This is a genomic window from Porphyromonas cangingivalis (assembly GCF_900638305.1).
In the GTDB taxonomy this organism is placed as follows: Bacteria; Bacteroidota; Bacteroidia; order Bacteroidales; family Porphyromonadaceae; genus Porphyromonas_A; species Porphyromonas_A cangingivalis.
Map to the genome: position 1 here is coordinate 163,857 of NZ_LR134506.1, position 17,299 is coordinate 181,155.

14 protein-coding genes are annotated in these 17,299 nt (G+C 48.1%); 3 read left to right on the forward strand and 11 right to left on the reverse strand.

Annotation, left to right across the window (positions count from 1 at the left end):
- Positions 1-2 precede the first annotated feature (2 nt).
- Both EL262_RS00680 and EL262_RS00685 read right to left on the reverse strand, forming a co-directional pair.
- A complete protein-coding gene (locus tag EL262_RS00680) occupies positions 3-704 on the reverse strand; it encodes a rhomboid family intramembrane serine protease (RefSeq protein WP_025838955.1) in 702 nt (233 codons plus the stop codon).
- Entirely contained in the window at positions 701-1,351 is a 651-nt protein-coding gene (locus EL262_RS00685) for a rhomboid family intramembrane serine protease (RefSeq protein WP_078735772.1), read from the reverse strand. Before EL262_RS00685 ends, EL262_RS00680 begins: the two co-directional genes overlap by 4 nt.
- A gap of 347 nt (positions 1,352-1,698) precedes the next feature.
- On the opposite strand from EL262_RS00685, the gene EL262_RS00690 reads away from it, so the two are divergent.
- The 3 genes from EL262_RS00690 to EL262_RS00700 all read left to right on the forward strand — a co-directional run bounded on the left by EL262_RS00690 (position 1,699) and on the right by EL262_RS00700 (position 4,270).
- Positions 1,699-2,250, forward strand: coding sequence for a pyruvoyl-dependent arginine decarboxylase (locus EL262_RS00690; protein ID WP_036848683.1), 552 nt, complete (start codon positions 1,699-1,701; stop codon positions 2,248-2,250).
- A gap of 123 nt (positions 2,251-2,373) precedes the next feature.
- The gene (locus tag EL262_RS00695) at positions 2,374-2,577 is read left to right on the forward strand and encodes a hypothetical protein (RefSeq protein WP_126464324.1); all 204 of its coding nucleotides are present in this window, start codon (positions 2,374-2,376) and stop codon (positions 2,575-2,577) included.
- Between the two features lie 34 nt (positions 2,578-2,611).
- On the forward strand, positions 2,612-4,270 hold the full coding sequence (locus EL262_RS00700; RefSeq protein WP_036853877.1) for a diphosphate--fructose-6-phosphate 1-phosphotransferase: 1,659 nt from the start codon (positions 2,612-2,614) through the stop codon (positions 4,268-4,270).
- Positions 4,271-4,280: 10 nt separating this feature from the next.
- On the opposite strand, the gene EL262_RS00705 is transcribed toward EL262_RS00700, so the two are convergent.
- From EL262_RS00705 to EL262_RS00745, 9 genes are all read right to left on the reverse strand, one after another.
- Positions 4,281-5,270, reverse strand: a complete 990-nt coding sequence (locus EL262_RS00705) for a glycosyltransferase family 2 protein (RefSeq protein WP_078735771.1) — start codon at positions 5,268-5,270, stop codon at positions 4,281-4,283.
- Positions 5,271-5,276: 6 nt separating this feature from the next.
- Positions 5,277-5,999 carry a LicD family protein gene (locus EL262_RS00710; RefSeq protein ID WP_078735770.1) on the reverse strand — a complete coding sequence of 241 codons (723 nt, stop codon included), beginning with the start codon at positions 5,997-5,999 and terminating at the stop codon, positions 5,277-5,279.
- Positions 5,996-7,270 carry an oligosaccharide flippase family protein gene (locus tag EL262_RS00715; protein ID WP_078735769.1) on the reverse strand — a complete coding sequence of 425 codons (1,275 nt, stop codon included), beginning with the start codon at positions 7,268-7,270 and terminating at the stop codon, positions 5,996-5,998. Before EL262_RS00715 ends, EL262_RS00710 begins: the two co-directional genes overlap by 4 nt.
- 227 nt (positions 7,271-7,497) lie before the next feature.
- Positions 7,498-8,364, reverse strand: a complete 867-nt coding sequence (locus EL262_RS00720; RefSeq protein ID WP_025838939.1) for a YitT family protein — start codon at positions 8,362-8,364, stop codon at positions 7,498-7,500.
- 63 nt (positions 8,365-8,427) lie between these two features.
- A complete protein-coding gene (locus EL262_RS00725; protein WP_025838938.1) occupies positions 8,428-9,402 on the reverse strand; it encodes an NAD(P)-dependent oxidoreductase in 975 nt (324 codons plus the stop codon).
- Positions 9,403-9,430: 28 nt separating this feature from the next.
- Positions 9,431-12,352 (reverse strand): putative LPS assembly protein LptD, encoded by a 2,922-nt coding sequence (locus tag EL262_RS00730; RefSeq protein ID WP_231551996.1) that lies wholly within the window; start codon positions 12,350-12,352, stop codon positions 9,431-9,433.
- A gap of 364 nt (positions 12,353-12,716) precedes the next feature.
- Positions 12,717-14,585, reverse strand: a complete 1,869-nt coding sequence (locus EL262_RS00735) for an ABC-F family ATP-binding cassette domain-containing protein (RefSeq protein ID WP_025838936.1) — start codon at positions 14,583-14,585, stop codon at positions 12,717-12,719.
- A 47-nt stretch (positions 14,586-14,632) separates the two neighbouring features.
- Positions 14,633-15,787, reverse strand: coding sequence for a DNA polymerase III subunit (locus EL262_RS00740; protein ID WP_078735768.1), 1,155 nt, complete (start codon positions 15,785-15,787; stop codon positions 14,633-14,635).
- Between the two features lie 34 nt (positions 15,788-15,821).
- On the reverse strand, positions 15,822-16,853 hold the full coding sequence (locus tag EL262_RS00745; RefSeq protein ID WP_025838930.1) for a dihydroorotate dehydrogenase-like protein: 1,032 nt from the start codon (positions 16,851-16,853) through the stop codon (positions 15,822-15,824).
- Between the last annotated feature and the right edge of the window lie 446 nt (positions 16,854-17,299).

The following is a 17,299-nucleotide window of genomic DNA, read 5'->3' on the forward strand; positions in this document are numbered from 1 at the left end:
CGTTAGTCAAGGTGTTTCTCCTCGTTCCGAATGATGTTTTTCTCCTCCTCCGAAAGGGAGTTGTAGCCGGAACTATTGGCTTTCGAGATGACACTTTCCTTACAATCTACTAATTTACGACTTTTATCTGACCTCCGAATGATGATCAGCGCAAATATTATCCCCAAGGTATATCCTGATAGGTGACTGTAAAATCCAAGGGTGTTGTGCAGGGAGAAAGTCAGATGATCCGTCATGATGATAAGAGCCAGTAGAGCGATCGCCATGGCTCGTCTGCCCCTGCGTGACAAAAGGATGATACAGAAGCTCATCAGTGCCGTGGTACCCCCCGAAGCTCCACTAAGGGTTGCCAGTGTAGGCGATGCAGACAGGGAGGCTATGATGACGAATGTCAGTGCCCCTGAGAGCACTCCACATGAGAATATCAACCAGTACATGCCGGCTGAGACCTTCCCTTTCGTCAGTAGGATGATTACCGACAGCAGTATGAGTATGGGGGATAAGTGGATCGGTGAGTAGTGTACCAAGGCATAAGTGATCAGACTCCATGGGTGAGTCCTAAGGCTCTCCCAATCACCATAAAGACACAGTGTGGCATCGTCCCACGCACCGAACTGCAGAAGGATATATGCCACGAATAGACCTATCGGCAAGAGAGTCTTGAGCATCACCTGTGTCCGCTCTGCTCCGAGGGGTGTCTTCACATTCGTCTACGACTGTGGGTCTTTCGCCAAGCCAAAATGAGGATGAGCCCGAAAAGCATCCCTCCGAGGTGAGCGAAGTGTGCTACATTGTCTCCGGCTCTACCTGCGATGCCGGCAAGGAGTTCGATCACACCGTAACCGATCACTGCGTATTTTGCTTTGACGGGGATGGGAATGAACATGATGTACAGGGGCATATTGGGAAACATCATCCCAAAGGCTAAGAGAATACCAAACACCGCACCACTCGCTCCTATAGTAAGCAGGAGATCGTAGTATTGTGGTGGCAGTGTGGGTACGGTGGTGAGCATCCATACGACTTGTTGCACGATACCTGCACCTATGCCTGTGATGAGGTAGTAGAGTAAAAATCTCTTGCCCCCCCATACCTGTTCGAGTAGTCCGCCGAACATGAAGAGGGCAAACATATTGAAGAATATATGTCCGAAGCCCGGTGTGCTGTGCAGGAACATATATGTGATCATCTGATAGAATGAGAAGGTCTCTGCTTGGAAATAGTGCATTCCACCAAGGTTGAGCAGGTCTATGCCGATCCTTGGGAGTGCCAAGCTCGCAAGATAGGCTATGACATTAATGATAATGAGGTTCTTGGTTACCGGCGGCATTGCCGACAATGGATTGTTCATTGATTTTGTATGTGATTTTATTTTTTGTTCAGGAAGTCTTTGTCACACCTTACGGTATCAAAAATGCTGGGACAAGACATACAAAAGTAGTCATTTTTTGTGTATCTCTTGCCTTTGGCTTGATTTGGGCATTTGCTTTCGGCGTACATGAAGATTGGAGCAGTCTGTCGCTGCGACAGAATATGTTCTGTCTCCTGCCGGAATCCTTTCTGTCCTTTGTCAGAATACGTTCTGGCGTCGGGCAGAAAAACTCGACATTTATTTAATTCATTTTTTATGATTATCTTTGCATATTGATATAAGCATTTGTTTCACCCCCAGTTTATCTAAACAAGAATTTATAGAGCATGAGCAAGATAGTAGGTAACTTAATTCCAAATACTTTTTTTATCACCAAGGGTAGTGGAGAGTCTGATCTCGAACTCCATGCAGGGTCATATCACATGGCACTTTATGATGCAGGGATCTCGGACTTCAATATCATGACGTATTCGTCTGTCCTTCCTGCGACAGCTCGTTTGGTTACGATGGACGATATCGACTTGCCTCCTTTTGGCTCTGAGATGAAGACCATCATGGCGGTGTCACACGGTACACAAGACGAGTTTGTCTCTGCTGGTATCGTCTATGGATGGATGTACAAGGATGAGAACTTCGATGAGAAGGTCGGTGGTCTCGTCTGTGAGGTAAGTGGTCGCTATCGTATCGAAGAGTTGGAAGCTCGTCTCACCAGAGTCATCAACGACTTGCATGAGAAGACATACTCTCAGTATTTCTTGGGTGAACTCAACTTCGTCACCGAAGGTATCACGGTCGAAAAGAGATATGGTACTGCTCTCGCAGGACTATGCTTCATGGACTTCATCCTCCCTGAAGTGGTCGAGGGAGAAGTAAAGTAAAAAGAGGTATCACTTCCCTTTTTTCGAGAAAATCATAGAGACCTCCTACTTCCTCCCTCTCATTGAACGACATGAGGGATGAAGGGGAGGTCTTTCTTTTTTATCACATACTCGTACAATGATATGAAACCTACCTTTTGGAGAAAACTCAAGACCGTACTTGTGGTGCTGTTTGTCTTGTTTGTACTGGGTGCTGTGGGATGCTTCTTCGTAATCGAAGAGGGCTGGAAGCGGTTGTTTTTGGCTTCTTGCTCTGCCATCTTGGCGGTAAATGTCCTATTGGCTTACATTTTCGTAAGGGTCAACGATCGTCGTAGGCCTTCTTAGTTTTACACACTTGTATTTATCAGGTATTTTAGGAATGGAAAGAATTATAGATAATATCAGTCCCCTACAAAGGGCGAGGGCAGACTATGAGCCCAAGGTGCCTTCGATATTCAATGGGCATATCCATATTGCAGAGGGCGAGACGACAGTGTCTGTCGACGACTGTGAGGAGATCAAGGCTCTCTTCCCGAATACTTACGGCTTGCCTATCGTCAGGTTCGAAGCTGCCGAGATGGCAGATACCACTGACCCGATCAATGTCGGTGTGATCCTCTCAGGAGGACAAGCTCCGGGTGGTCACAATGTCATAGCCGGCCTTTTTGATGGTATTAAGAAGATATCGTCAGAGAGCAAGCTGTATGGCTTCTTGATGGGACCTGATGGGCTTGTGCAGCATAGGTATAAGGAGTTGACAGCGGATATCATCGATGAGTATCGCAATACAGGGGGCTTCGACATCATTGGATCGGGGCGTACGAAGTTGGAGACCAAGGAACAGTTTGACCAAGGGCTTTTGGTCTTGAAAGAACTCAATATCAAAGCTCTTGTCATCATCGGTGGGGATGACTCAAATACAAATGCCTGTGTGCTCGCAGAGTACTACAAGTCGATCGATGCAGGCGTACAAGTCATAGGCTGTCCGAAGACGATCGATGGTGACTTGAAGAACGATCAGATAGAGACTTCTTTTGGCTTCGATACGGCTTGTAAGGTGTATTCCGAGGTCATCGGGAACATTCAGCGCGACTGTAATTCGGCTCGTAAGTATTGGCACTTCATCAAGCTCATGGGGCGTTCGGCGTCACACATTGCTTTGGAGTGTGCGTTGCAGGTGCAGCCTAATATCTGCATCATCTCGGAGGAGGTGAAAGAGAAGCAAACGACCTTGGCTGAGATCGTGGACTATATCGCCAACGTGGTTGCGAAGCGTGCCGATAAGGGTGAGAACTTCGGTACGGTCTTGATCCCTGAGGGACTCATAGAGTTTTTGCCGGCGATGAAAAAACTTATTACGGAACTCAATGATTTTCTGAGTCGATACGGGGATGATCTCGAATTGGTGAAGAAGTCTGCAAAGAGGGACTACATCATCTCCAAGCTATCTCCTGAAAATGGGCAGTTCTATGCATCCCTTCCGAAGAGTGTGGCTCAGCAGTTGACCTTGGACAGAGATCCACACGGCAATGTCCAGGTATCACTCATAGAGACCGAACAACTCCTTGCCGATATGGTGGGTAAGAAGCTCAAGACTTGGAAGAAGATGGGCAAATATACAGGGAAGTACAAGGTGTTGACCCACTTTTTTGGTTACGAGGGTCGCTCTTCTGCGCCGTCCAACTTCGATGCTGATTACTGCTACACTTTGGGGTACACGGCATCGGTGCTTATCGCAGGAGGTAAGACGGGCTATATGAGTACGGTCCAACATACGCACAGACCACACGAAGAGTGGATCCCCGGCGGTGTGCCCATAACCATGATGATGAACATGGAGAAACGCCACGGTGAGATGAAGCCGGTCATCCGAAAGGCTCTCGTCAAGCTGGATGGTAAGCCCTTCCGTACCTTTGTGGAGCATAGAGAGGAGTGGGCTTTGAATACATGTTATCTCTATCCCGGGCCGATACAATACTTCGGACCATCGGAAGTGTGTGACCAGCCTACAAAGACTTTGATGCTGGAGCAAACGTAAGCCTTGAGGATCAAGACCTCTGAGACCTTGACGGTAGTAGGGACAGTATCTTGTTCGTGTGCCTTACACCTAAGAGCTTTGTCACCGACAGGAAGATACGATGTTTCAGCGGTAGAGATTTGCTTCTGAAGATCAAACACCATGGACAGGAGAGTGCTTCGAAACGCATCAAGTACTCTTCCTGTTCTTTTTTTTGTAGTTGACCCAGGATCGATCTGTTGAAACTGTAAAAGAGGGCTCCGGCGTACCGGTAAAGGTAGTTTGATATATTGTGTTCCGACAAGTATTCGAGTACCTTGATCGTCGCATCGAGGTAGTCTCTTACTTTCTTTGCTGACCATTGACTGTTCATTATGGAGCCTTCACGTTGGAGGTAGTAATAGATGCCATGTGGAGACACATGAAGTGCATTGATTCTATCAGCCAAGGCCGGTGCGATGATCGAGTCCTCGAACAGAATACCCTCCGTAAATCGAAGCCCTTCCCACACTTTTCTGCGGTAGATCGCCATACATAGGGACGCCACAGAGGCAGAGAAAATTACTTCTGCACAAGCCTCTTTACCGACATACTGCCCTTCGGGAAGAGTCCTCAGTGGCGAGGATTCAGTGTGCGCATAGATCTTTTGGACATTAGTCAGGATCATGTCGAGGCTCTTGACATGGCTCAATATGTTGATATTCTCGACATAAAAATCCGATGACACCCAGTCGTCACTGTCCACGAACGAAATAAATTGACCTCGTGCGATATCCAGACCTGCGTTTCGTGCAGAGCTGAGACCGCCATTGGCCTTATGTACCACAACGACCCTGCTGTCTCTGAACGCTATCTCGTCACACATCGTTCCGCTCCTGTCGGGCGAACCATCATCCACGAGGATGAGCTCCAGATCTCGAAAGGGCTGATCGAGGATGCTGTCCACACACTTTGAGAGGGTATCCTCCACGTTGTAGACCGGTACAATGACGGATAGAATAGGGCGAGTGTCGGCAAGCATGGCGTTTTATTTGTCGTAGACAATGACAGAGAATTTATCGCTGAGGACTTCTCTATTGGGGGCTTTGAAAGTGATGTAGTCGTAGTCGGGGTCTTTGATCTTGTATCCTTCGCCATAGCAAGATACAAGGTAGGTATGCTCATCCTCAGGGATGTGTACAGATAGATCTTTGTACTGATAGGGTTTGGTGCTCATGTAAGGATGTGTCGTCCGGTACACCCTCATCCCTCCGTACTTCTCAACCATCATGTCGTAGTCCATCCCCTCTTCGGGGAAGGCGACCAAAGTGCTCATCTTGCCGTCTCGAACATCATAGAAGAATATATCTGTATGCACCCCTTTGTAGGTGTAAACAGTCTCTCTACCGACCTGCCCCCCATCGACAAGTCGATCGAACTCTCTCTTGAAACCATGTCTCTCGAGAGCTTCGGTGATCTTCGGTGTATAGTCGTGCAGGTACATCCCGAAGTCGAGATCCATGTCATTTTCGACATAACTATTGTCTCTGATGACCCCCAGCAGTGTGCCGTAGTCAAGCCAGTAGGGTAGCTCTATTTCTTTGAGCGCATCGGTGAACGCCTTGAGTATCTCGTGGTGGTAACGTTTGAGGTCTCGATTTTGCCGTTTGATGCTTTTCTTTCGTCCGTATTCGGACAAGGTCTCCCTCAACCATGCCAACGGACCTGATTTTGCATTGTTGTAGAACGGTAAATATTTGCGCATTTTCATGACTTGAAAACTTTGTGCTTGTGACAATAAAACGCTCGGTAGCAGAGGATGAACATCTCTGTGACAAGTGTCGCTGCGATGAACAGGTCAAGGCTGAAACTCTGTGTCAGATACAAACCAATATACATCGCCAAAAAGACAATCAGAGAGAAGATGACGCTGAGATTGAAGGCCTTTGATAGTCCGAACGGTATCATCACCGGCGACCCTATATAGTAGTTGATGTGGTAAAGGAGGATCAGAAGACCATAAAATCTGACCGTGTCAATTGCCGGCAACATCTCCATCCCCCCCAATATCCTTACGACCCAAGGACTGAAGACAAACAATAGCCCATAGATGAGTAGTCCCATTCCGCCTTGGACCCATAGTCCACTACGAGCAAGTTTTTTGCTCTGAGAATGTGCTATGCGAGGATAGATGGCAGAGTTGATCGAGACCCCGGGGATCATCAGCAGATTGACGATCTTACGAGCGAGATCCAGCCAAGCGACCTCTACGTATCCCAGATATTTACCCACAAAGAGGGTGGAGAGCTGGCTGATCGTGACTGCGGACACTCTGGAGAGGAAGAATGGCATGGCCTCTTTTATAAATGCAATGACCTCAGAGATCTTGACCCGAACGAGTCGTCGCCCCTCTTTTTTGAACAAGAGCAAGAAGCCCACACAAGCTCCTATCATTGTTCCGCCTGTCTGTATCATAGGTATGCGGAGATAGTGATCCGGTAGTGTGATGACAAAGAAGATGAGGACGGTGAAGAATATCTTGGATATTGAGTCGATGAGGGTCATGTACTTCATCTTCTCGATCCCTTGGAAGTACCATATTGGCAACAACCATTCGGGGAGACAATATCCGAATGAGAGGAGAAAGAGAAGCCTATTCGTTGCAAACGTCTCAAAATAAAATATGCTGAGGGTATAGAGCAACATCGACAAGGCAAAGAACGCAGTCTTGATGCTGTAGACTTTAGTTACAATCTTGTCCAGAAGTGCAGGCTCATCCCGGTGGACAGAGACCTCCTTTGTGGCCATGATGTTGAGACCAAAATTGATCAGGATGATTGCAAAAGCCACAGCGGCCTGAGCATAAGCGACTCGTCCGTATAGATCTGCTCCGATGACCCTGATGAGGTAAGGGTAGGAGATGAGTGGCAGGACAAGCACCAAGATTTGAAAGACACCGATGTAAGACAAGTTCGACAGAAACAACTTATTGTCCTGAATAAGTTGTCTCCAACGAGGTGTTTTATTTGAACCGCTACTCATCTATGCCTTCTCAAATCTTTCGATGCAAAATACACCTCAAAATTACTCGGAATAATCTATATACAAAAGATTTAGAGGGATATATTCGGTCTCTTTCCTCTGAATTACAATATTTCGTAGTGCCAAGAGTTTCGATTTCTCTTGTTGTTTTTGCTAACTCCTTGTGAGTGTTCTGTAATATGAAAAGAAAGAGCGACCTTGGATGAGGTCGCTCTTTCTTGATGGGCTTATGGTGTAGGGGTTACGTCTTTGGAGGCATCCATGGAGGAGATGAATGCGTTGGGGTCAATTTCTCTTACCCCTTTTTTCAACATATTGATCTTCCGCCTGTCCGTGATGGTGAAGATGATGTCACGCTTTTCGCCGTTGTACATCCCTTGACCATGCAGGAAGGTTCCCCCCATATCGAGTTTGTTGATGATGAGTTCTCTGATACTTTCTTTTTGAGGGGAGACGATGAACACTGCCTTGTTGGGGTTTTCGGGTTGAAGGATGTCTACCACCTTACTGTATATGAAGATTGTCAACCAAGAGTACAAGGGGACACTCCAGTCCTTAAATGCCAACAGACCGAAGAGGACGACGATGGAGTCAATGGTCATGATCATGGTGCTGACTTTGATGTTCGTACCTTTGGCAAGTACTCTCGCCAATACGTCTGTCCCGGCACTGGTGCTGCCGGCTTTGAAGACACACATCACCCCCAAGCCAAGGATCCCTCCTCCGTAGAAAGCGAGCAAAAACTTGTCGTCGGCTACGGGTGGTGCTTCGCCGAAGAGAAACCTTATAAGGTCGGTGAAGACAGAGATGAGCACGAAGGTGAGGACAGTCTTGGGCCCGGAGGAGAGTCCTAACTTCCGAATAGCCAGAAAGAGTAGGGGGACATTGAAGAACAAGGCCGTGATACCTATCGGCAACCCATCGGGGGCGAATGAAAACAAACCTTTGGTGATGTGGTTGAGGACGATCGTCGTACCATAAATACCGCCCGGTACGATGTTGGCCGGGGCGATGAAGACTGAGTACGCAAAGGCCTGCAAGAATGCACCGATGACGATATAAGTGATATCAACGGTTAGTTTGGATGACTTCATAAAAAGTGGTGTGGTAAAACGAATGATGGGATTATCTTCTTTATCACTGATGCTCCTCTTGCTTTAGGATACAAGACTCACGGAGCGTCCCCCTTCGAGGAAGCCTATGATGTTGTCCGATAGCTCACGTGCCATCTTCACTCTCGAATCATAGGTCTGAGTGCCTACGTGTGGAGTCATGGAGACATTTTCGAGGTCATATAGTTCAGGGAGAGGATTGTCGTTGTGCTCGAATACATCGAGACCGGCTCCTGCTATCCTTTTGGTACGTAGAGCTTCGACAAGTGCTGCCTCATCGACCACTGCACCTCTGGCCACATTGATGATGATGGCATTTGGCTTCATCTTACTTATAGATTCGGCATTGATGAGGTGGTGGGAGTCGGGGTTGTATGGTGTGTGTAGTGAGATGACATCGCTTTCACTGTATATCTCATCGAGCGAAGCGTAAGTGACACCGAGTTGTTGCTCTTCTTCGGCACTTAGTCTGTGTCGCTTGTAGTAGAGTACTTTCATCCCGAAGGCTTGATAGAGACGTCCTGCTGCCTTGCCGATATTGCCATAACCGATGATTCCGACGGTCTTGCCACACAGATCTACGCCCATGCCTGCATCGAGACCGGACTTGGCACTGCTGCGGTGACGACGCATCGTCCTGTCCCACTCAGCTACCCTACGAGTACAACTGAGGAGTAGGGCGAGGGTGAGTTCGGCTGTAGGCATCACCACGCTCTTGGGGGTATTAGATACTGCAATACCTTTGCTGTGTGCATATGCAATGTCTATGTTGTTGTACCCCACGGCATAGTTTGCAATCATTTTCAAGTGTGGATATCTGTCGATGTAATCCTTGGTTACAGGTATGCTGAATTCGGTGGCGATGACATCAAAGTCTCCTCCAAGAGCTTCCAATTCTTCTTGGGTAAAGGATTTACCAGGCTCGGGGCGTACAACGTCATAACGCTCATAAAGCTCTTCGAATCCCTCCTGCACTGTGTCAAAGACGATGAGAATCCGCTTTTTAGGTGTTGTGATCATTGGATCGTTGTGATATAAGGTGTGTGGGTTAGTACCACCTTTCGGTAGTATTGTATCTAGGTGTATTACTTTGTCTATACTTGAGGTCTTGAAGTAGGGACGACTTGACAGCAATGGAGAAGTTGTACGACTTGAAGGGGCCGAGAGGGATGAAGCTCGCGGTCATGCTCCAGCAGTGAAGGTCTCTGGTGATGTTGCAAGTCATGTTGGTGATCTTCTTGAGCTCGAAGTTATAGTTCGCCGAGAAGTTGAAGTTCCAGTTTTTCGTCGGAGAGAACTGCCCATTGAAACTCAAGTCGTGGTTCAACTTGTACTTGTACTCCTTGGTCCGTGTGTCAAACTTTGAGAAGTCTTGTGCCAATGACATACTGTAGTTGAAGCCCAAGCTCCAATTCATACTGTTTTTCAGATAGCCATCATTGTCGTATTCGCCCAGAGAATGATCCTGTTCTCCAAAGAGAGAACCTCCACCACCTCCCGATCCTGACGATGAGCCGGAAGAGAACGAGTTGTCATCCATCATACCTGAGCCCCCCGTGCTACTTCCTCTCGAATTACCATTTGTACCCGATGATCCTTCAGTGCCCTCTTCCTTTCGTCCGGTGAATAGAGAGATGAGTTTGTCAAAGGTCTGTGGCGTGAAATTGTATGAGAACGATGCTCCGGTCGAACGTAGCCTACCCAATCCTCTGCCATTGAGAGCTCTGAGCTTATTCACTCTGTAGGGGACAATCTGTCCATCTCGCTCGTAGTAGTCCATCGTGTACAAGTCAAAGCCTCCACTGAGTGCCAGCGTGAATGTCTGAGAGAGACGCAAGCGTAATGATGCCGACAGGTCGCTCCACTGGAATGAGTCGGCAGCCATGTTGTAGCTCGTAGAGAGCGACAGACCGTCGATGAGACTGATCTTCTTGAACGCCGTAGAGTCTTTGGAGTCTCTGATCTTTGCTTCGATATTGTTATTGACAGAGAAGGACACACTTCCGCTCTTACCCTGCCCCGGTACACCAAAAAGCTGATGCTGGTAAGGGGAGTAAGGCTTGTCGACGACCTCACCCTTCGGGGTGATGTAGCTCAACCTTCTCCAATAACCGTAAGATGGATCGCCGAAGTCCGGACGATAAGACAGAGAGATAGATGGGTCGATACGGTGACGGATCATGCTTACCCACTTACCTAAGAACGGGATGAAAGGAAGTGGTTGCCAAAAACCGTAGACCGTGGTCGAAAGGCTCAATGACGTGTTGTAGTCATACACACGGTTGAAGCCGTAGATTGTATCCGTAGGCACCACTTTGCCCTGAGCTGCATCATACGCCTGCTCGATCTTCGATGTGTACCACCGCTCGGTGTAGTTGAACGAAGGGCTGATCTTGAAGTAGTTGAATAGGTCGAAGCTCGCACTGATGGGGATAGAGTGGTTGAAGCCATTGCGCCAATCTTTGATAAGGTTGGACTTCAATATCTTATTTTCCTTTGTGTCGATGAAGTTACGTAGCTGTCCCGAGTAAGACACCGAGATCTTTTCGTACCAACGCTCTTTCCCCACCACTTTTTTCCGCTTGAAAGGGAAGATACGACTCATGGAGATCGAGAGGTTTGGTGCCGTGATCGCTATTGCACTGTCACGGCTCCTCTGTGTGATGTCGATAGAGCCTGAGATCGAGAAGGGACTGTTGGGGAAACGCTGAGTGAAGGCGACACTCGAACTCTTTGTGTTTTCGCCGAGAATAGCCTGATTGTACAGTCCGTTGAGATTGTTGTGGTTGTACGAACTTGTGGAGAAGTTTACATTTGCAGACAAGGTGCGATAGGGGTTGGCCTTCGGGTCTTGACTATGGTTCCAAGCGATACGGAAGTCCGTAGACTTTGCATAGTCGCCTGCCGCTTTGTCTCCTCTTACGGTGACAAGGTAGCTCGCATTGAAGCCACCCCTGAAGGCGTATCGCTTGTTGTAAGTCGATTGAGCATTTAGTCCCCAAGAGCCCTTGGTGTATATGTCACCGGTGAGTTGGAGGTCTACATAGTCGTTGATCGAGAAGTAGTAGCCACCGTCACGGAGATAAAACCCTCTGTCGAGCTCATCTCCATACTTCGGAGGTATGATCCCCGAGGTCTGAGACTGGGTAAATGGGAAGAATGCAAAGGGTAGGAAGATAAAAGGAATGGGCACGTCGGCAAAGACCAAGTAGATCGGGCCGGACACCAAGTTCTTCTCAGGGCGTACCTTCGCCTTTGTCAAGGCGATGTAGAAGTGTGGGTGAGAGTGGTTGTCACAGGTAGAGTATTTCCCTCCCTCCATGAACATATCCTCATTCTCCATTCTCTTTGTCTTCCCTGCTGTGATGTAGCCTTCTCCTTGCTTTGTGATCACATCGGTGATGTATCCACGCTGGGAGTTGAAGTTGTATGTGATGGACTTCGCTTCATAGTTCTGCTCTCCATCTTGGATCTTTGCATAGATTTTTTCCTTTTTGAGAGAGTCCGGATAGTCTATATAGGTCGAATACACCGTACCACTGTCCGTCTTCATGTGCATATAGTCACCCTGGAGGGTTTGTTGCTTGAACTTCACCGAAGCCTTGCCAAACATCCGCACGAAGTTCTCTCCCGGATAGATCACGATGGAGTCTGTGCTTTCGAAATTGACAGGCGCATCAAGGTTCATCCCCTTGGTGGAGTCTTGTGAAGCCAAGAGTGTGTCCCCAAGTACTCTTTGGGTAGGATTCAGAAGGTTTTTGGGGAGAGGTATGCTGTCCGAGATATTGCTGAGACTATCGATTGCAGGGGTGCGGAGAGTGTCGGTGACACTGCGAGTGATGGAGTCTCTCTTGAGCACTTCCATGAGTAGAGAGTCTTTTTTCTTGGCCTCTGTACGTAGAGAGTCTCTCAGCTCCTTTACTACGGCATAGCTATGTGGAGATAGCTGTATGCTACTTATATGTCCCATCGCGAATGAGACACACAAGTAACCAACAATTACTAAGCCTGCTATATATCTTGTGATGCGTTTCACCTACGGATATCAAATGCTGCGTGGGTTAGACATAAGCTGATCGTCAATCCAAGCCTGATCCCTAAATCAAGTCATATCAACTTCGTCATCAAGTCATACAATCCTATTCTTCGAGGGTGCGATACTTGTCTTTTAGGGACTTCGGCACTCATCTTTTAAGTACGAACTTATTGACTCTAACTTCAAGTGAGGGACTTTCAAGTTCCTCGATGCTCTATCTGACCATCTGCTTATCTCTGACTTACGTTAAATATTATGTTTTCGACGTTATGCAAATGTAGTCAAAACAATCGACCTGCTAATCTGATAATTCCGACAAGACCAACCATCTTAACTCTTTTTCATCCAATTTTTCTCGAAGTGTTTCATATTCGTCCCCCATTTTTTGGATTTCGGGTCCCGTGTAAGTGCCCGATGACATCATCCTTTGTAGCTCTTGTAGTCGTTCTTCAAGTTCGGGGATCTCTTGCTCAAGCATCGAAAATTCCTGTTGTTCCTTGAAGCTCCGCCTCTTCTTCTCTCTTTGGTTTCTTTCCCTGAGCGGTGGGGTAGGCTGCGATGTCTCTTTTGTGGTGGGGGCTTTTTGCTCAGCTTTCTGTTGGAGACGATATTCGGTGTAATTGCCGGGGAAGTCCTTCACTTCGCCATCTCCTTTGAGGACAAAGAGGTGGTTCGTGAGATTGTCCATGAAATAACGGTCGTGAGAGACAATGAGGGTACAGCCGTCAAACTCCCTGAGATACTCCTCCAGCACTTGGAGGGTAGGGATGTCCAAGTCGTTGGTCGGCTCATCCAGCACCAAGAAGTTGGGTGCATCCATCAGTACCGAGCACAGTTGAAGACGTCTGAGCTCGCCTCCGCTCAGCTTTTCCACATACTCTTGCTGCCTTGCTGGTGGGAATAGGAAGCGTGTCAGGAGTTGCATGGCAGAGATCTGAGTACCGTTGCCGAGCTGTATCTTTTCGGACTTATCCGTGATGACCTCGATGACCTTCTTCTTAGGGTCAAAGTCGGGTGGGGTCTGAGCAAAGTAACCGAAACGAACCGTCTCCCCGATTTCAATCGTGCCACTGTCAGGTCGGAGATGCCCCAGGATAAGACGGATGAGGGTCGACTTTCCGGCACCGTTGGGACCGATGATGCCGACACGGTCACGCCTTGCAAAATTGTATGTGAAATCCTTGATGACTTCTCTGCCATCAAAGCCTTTTTTGAGATGCTTGGCTTCGAATATCTTTTTGCCGATATAGACTGATGAGGCTTCGAGCTTGGGGCCTTCGGCTTGCTGGATGTTCTTCAACTTGGACTCCGTCTCATAGAAGGCATCTTTGCGGTACTTGGCCTTCGTCGCACGAGCTTGAGGCATCCTCCGCATCCACTCCAGCTCTCTCTTGTAGAGGTTGCGGAGGGATTGTTGCTCCTTCGATAACTGCTCCATCCGCTCTTCTCTCTTGAGTAGGTATTTTGAGTAATTCCCTTCGTACGTAAAGAGTGTGCCTTGATCCATCTCTATGATGGTGTCACATACCTTGTCAAGGAAGTATCTGTCGTGGGTCACCATCAAGAGCCCTATGTTGCGTGCAGACAGATGCTCCTCGAACCATTCGATCACATCGGGATCGAGGTGGTTGGTCGGCTCATCCAAGATCAATACATCCGGATCTCCCAGTAGCACGGAAGCTATGGCGATACGTTTGGACTCCCCTCCCGAGAGCCCTTGTGTCGTCCTTAGGGGATCTTCGATCTTGAGGATGCTGAGGAGGCGACTCAGTTCCCTTTCGATGTCCCAAGCTCCAAGCGCATCCATCTCATCCATGATCTTTGTCATGTCTTCGGATGCGCCACGAGAGACAGCCCTCTCGTAAGCTGAGATTACTTCCTTGATCTGAGGCCTGATGCCTGAGATGCAGGCCGACAGGATGTCCGGATACTCTTCGAAGTGAGACACCTGTGGCAGGTAGGCTACATTGATGTCATTTTGGAATATGACCTCACCCGCGTCTGCGGTCTCTTTGCCTGCGATGATGCGCAATAATGTCGACTTCCCCGAACCGTTAGGTGCGATCAATCCAATCTTTTGTCCTTTGTTGAGCGAAAAGCTGATGTCTTCGAAAAGGTGTAAGACACCAAAACTCTTGGAAAGGTGTTCGACTTGAAAGAGTGCCATATATCGTTGGATGCTTTACTGAGAAAATAATAGACGTCAATCTCCTCTCATTTGCCTCTGAAGAGGAGTGAAAGGGTGACCAACAAGTCGAAGTAGACGATCTTGACCATTACGTTTTGGGAGAGTTCTGCTCTGGCGGTCATGATGTGCTCCATCATCTTCGGGATCATGCCGAGGGTTTGGAAGTTGGCTATCTGTTGTACCAGCTCCTTGTCTTCCGAACGAGTGTACTGACAGCCGGGCTCGCCATAAATAGTCGAGTTGGCCTCGCGGATCACATCCAACATGATGTCCAGCAGTTCGATGGCTTCACTTCTCTGGAGTTTGTGCAGCTCTTCGGCTTTCTCCTTGATCAACTTCGGATCGCCCTTGATGGGAAGGTATAGGATGCGCGAAGCCTCTCTGAACTTAGAGAAGTAGTCTCCTTCGTTTTCGGCACGTAGCAGATCAAGAGCTTTGCGCAGGTTGCCTTGCGACAAGTGAGAAACCTCCGTGGCAGCCGAACTGCTGATGCCGAAGTGATCCGATAGATAACGTTCGATCTTGTTCTGCGGAATAGTGGCGGTACGTATGCGTTGGAGACGACTGTATATGGTCGGAAGGATGGCAGAGGGATTGGTCGACACCATCAGGAAGATGACACCCGGTGGCGGCTCCTCGATGAGCTTGAGGAGGGTATTGGCACAAGGGGTATTCATCAGCTCGGGCAACCATACCAGCACGATGCGATACTTCGACTGAAAAGACTTGTAGGAGAGCTTGTGCTGGAGGTACTCTGCTTCAGATATGTACATCTGTGGCTGTCTGTTCTCGGATCTCAGGGCTGTCTTCCAGTCTGAGAAGAGTGGTCTCTTCTCTTTCGAAAGCATAGATCTGAAGTCGGATAGACGATCCACTGAGGTAGGCTTGTCGTTGCTATCTGCCTTGGTGACAGGGAAGATGGGGAAGACATCCGGATGAGCCAAGGTATCCATCTGAAGGCAGGCTCTGCACCTGCCACAACTGTCGCCCTCCGAGGGAGATTCGCATTGGAGATATCTCGTAAACGCAAGAGCAAGGGGCAGAGCCTCTCCACCCTCTTTATCTACAAAGAGGAGGGCGTGAGGGGTGTTCTCATCAACAATATACTCGCGCAGTCGCTCGATGAGAGTGTCCTGCCCGAGTATATCTCTAAAGAAAGGAGTCAGTCTTCCTTCTGTCATTGTCTCTTGCTGCTCTTGGGGCTTGGCATGTTTTTTAGTAAGCCAGACCGGGATGATCTTTCGGAGGGGTAGCAGTGTTTATGGGGGTCTCATCGTAGGATGAGAAGTGCTTCATGAACTGTGACCTCTGGTAGAGGTTGAAGTGATCAACTCTCGTAGCAGCCAATCTGGACTTGAACTCCTCTACGCTTTCATATTTCTTCTCCTCCATCCAGTGATAGAGGTGCTCGTTGAGGCGTGTGATCATCTGTGAGCCGTTTTGGTACAGTAGTGTACAGAGCTGTACGGTGTCCGCACCTGCGAGGATGCTCTTGATGACATCCTCTCCGGATCTTACTCCCGAAGATATACCGATAGACAACTGAGGGGTCGTGCCACGTACGAGAGCTGTGTATCTGAGGCTGTCGAAGAGGTCTCGCGAGCTGGAGAATACATTGCCGATGATGATCTCTTCTTTGTTGATGTCAATGTCGGGCATGTACATACGGTTGAAGAGGACGACGCCTGCCGCGCCGGCATTGTAGAGGTCTTTGGAGAGCTTGCAGAAGTTGGTGAAGAACTTGGATAACTTCACGATCACAGGGACTTTCACACTGCTGACCATCTCTTGTACCATCCGTACAAGGCCACTTTCGTGTGTTCCTGCCTCTTCATTGACATCGGTATCGATACGCATCACGTTGAGTTCGATCGCCGAAGCTCCTGCTTCGACAAGCTGACGGGCATAGTCCATCCAAGTATCTCTCTTGTAGCAGTTGATACTTGCGATGACAGGGATAGATACAGAGTCACGACACGCCTTGATGAGGTCGATGTGGGTCGATAGAGCGTTGGATGTCACATAGTGACGAAGGTAGTCCATTGCCTCGGGGTAGTCACTGTCTTGAGACATATACGCAGCCTCCTGCTCCATTTGTTCTTCAAAGATAGACTTGAGCACAACCGCACCCGCACCCGCTTCTTCATGGGCTTTGACTTTGTGTACTTTATTCGTGAGCCCTGAGCTCGCTACGACAAGGGGAGATCTTAGGGTCAATCCGGCATAAAGGGTAGAAATATCTGCCATGGTGTCTTAGTATATATTATTGTGATTGTATCTAAGTAATAAAACCATAGACAAAGATAGCAAATTATTGATGCCTGCCGTTTTTCATTTTGATAAAATTGATGACTAAAGGAGAAAATTTTACTCAAATGCAGGTCTCTCTTGACTTCCTGATTTTGTGCTCTGAGGGTGTTGCTCTTCGTAATGCTTCTTGAATGGAGCGTTAGGGTCGCATGAAGATATCTTTGTCAGATGATAAGCTTCTTTTCCCTTATCTGTGTGTTCATGATTTCGTCTTAAAAAAAGTCGTTAAACTCGTTGCATCGAGTTTAACGACTTTCGTCATCGAGTGGTAAGATTTGATCTGTCGGCTTCTGCCACTTTTGATGTGACCCTCTATTTGCCCTTGATGCTTGAGTCAGCTTATAACAAAAAAGAGGTCGGACTTCTGTGAGTCTGACCTCTTT

Bases quoted from the DNA above. Each gene is read 5' to 3' on its own strand.
- EL262_RS00685 (WP_078735772.1), bottom strand. From the start codon at position 1,351: ATGAACAATCCATTGTCGGCAATGCCGCCGGTAACCAAGAACCTCATT.
- EL262_RS00690 (WP_036848683.1), top strand. From the start codon at position 1,699: ATGAGCAAGATAGTAGGTAACTTAATTCCAAATACTTTTTTTATCACC.
- EL262_RS00695 (WP_126464324.1), top strand. From the start codon at position 2,374: ATGAAACCTACCTTTTGGAGAAAACTCAAGACCGTACTTGTGGTGCTG.
- EL262_RS00700 (WP_036853877.1), top strand. From the start codon at position 2,612: ATGGAAAGAATTATAGATAATATCAGTCCCCTACAAAGGGCGAGGGCA.
- EL262_RS00705 (WP_078735771.1), bottom strand. From the start codon at position 5,270: ATGCTTGCCGACACTCGCCCTATTCTATCCGTCATTGTACCGGTCTAC.
- EL262_RS00710 (WP_078735770.1), bottom strand. From the start codon at position 5,999: ATGAAAATGCGCAAATATTTACCGTTCTACAACAATGCAAAATCAGGT.
- EL262_RS00715 (WP_078735769.1), bottom strand. From the start codon at position 7,270: ATGAGTAGCGGTTCAAATAAAACACCTCGTTGGAGACAACTTATTCAG.
- EL262_RS00720 (WP_025838939.1), bottom strand. From the start codon at position 8,364: ATGAAGTCATCCAAACTAACCGTTGATATCACTTATATCGTCATCGGT.
- EL262_RS00725 (WP_025838938.1), bottom strand. From the start codon at position 9,402: ATGATCACAACACCTAAAAAGCGGATTCTCATCGTCTTTGACACAGTG.
- EL262_RS00730 (WP_231551996.1), bottom strand. From the start codon at position 12,352: ATGGGACATATAAGTAGCATACAGCTATCTCCACATAGCTATGCCGTA.
- EL262_RS00735 (WP_025838936.1), bottom strand. From the start codon at position 14,585: ATGGCACTCTTTCAAGTCGAACACCTTTCCAAGAGTTTTGGTGTCTTA.
- EL262_RS00740 (WP_078735768.1), bottom strand. From the start codon at position 15,787: ATGACAGAAGGAAGACTGACTCCTTTCTTTAGAGATATACTCGGGCAG.
- EL262_RS00745 (WP_025838930.1), bottom strand. From the start codon at position 16,853: ATGGCAGATATTTCTACCCTTTATGCCGGATTGACCCTAAGATCTCCC.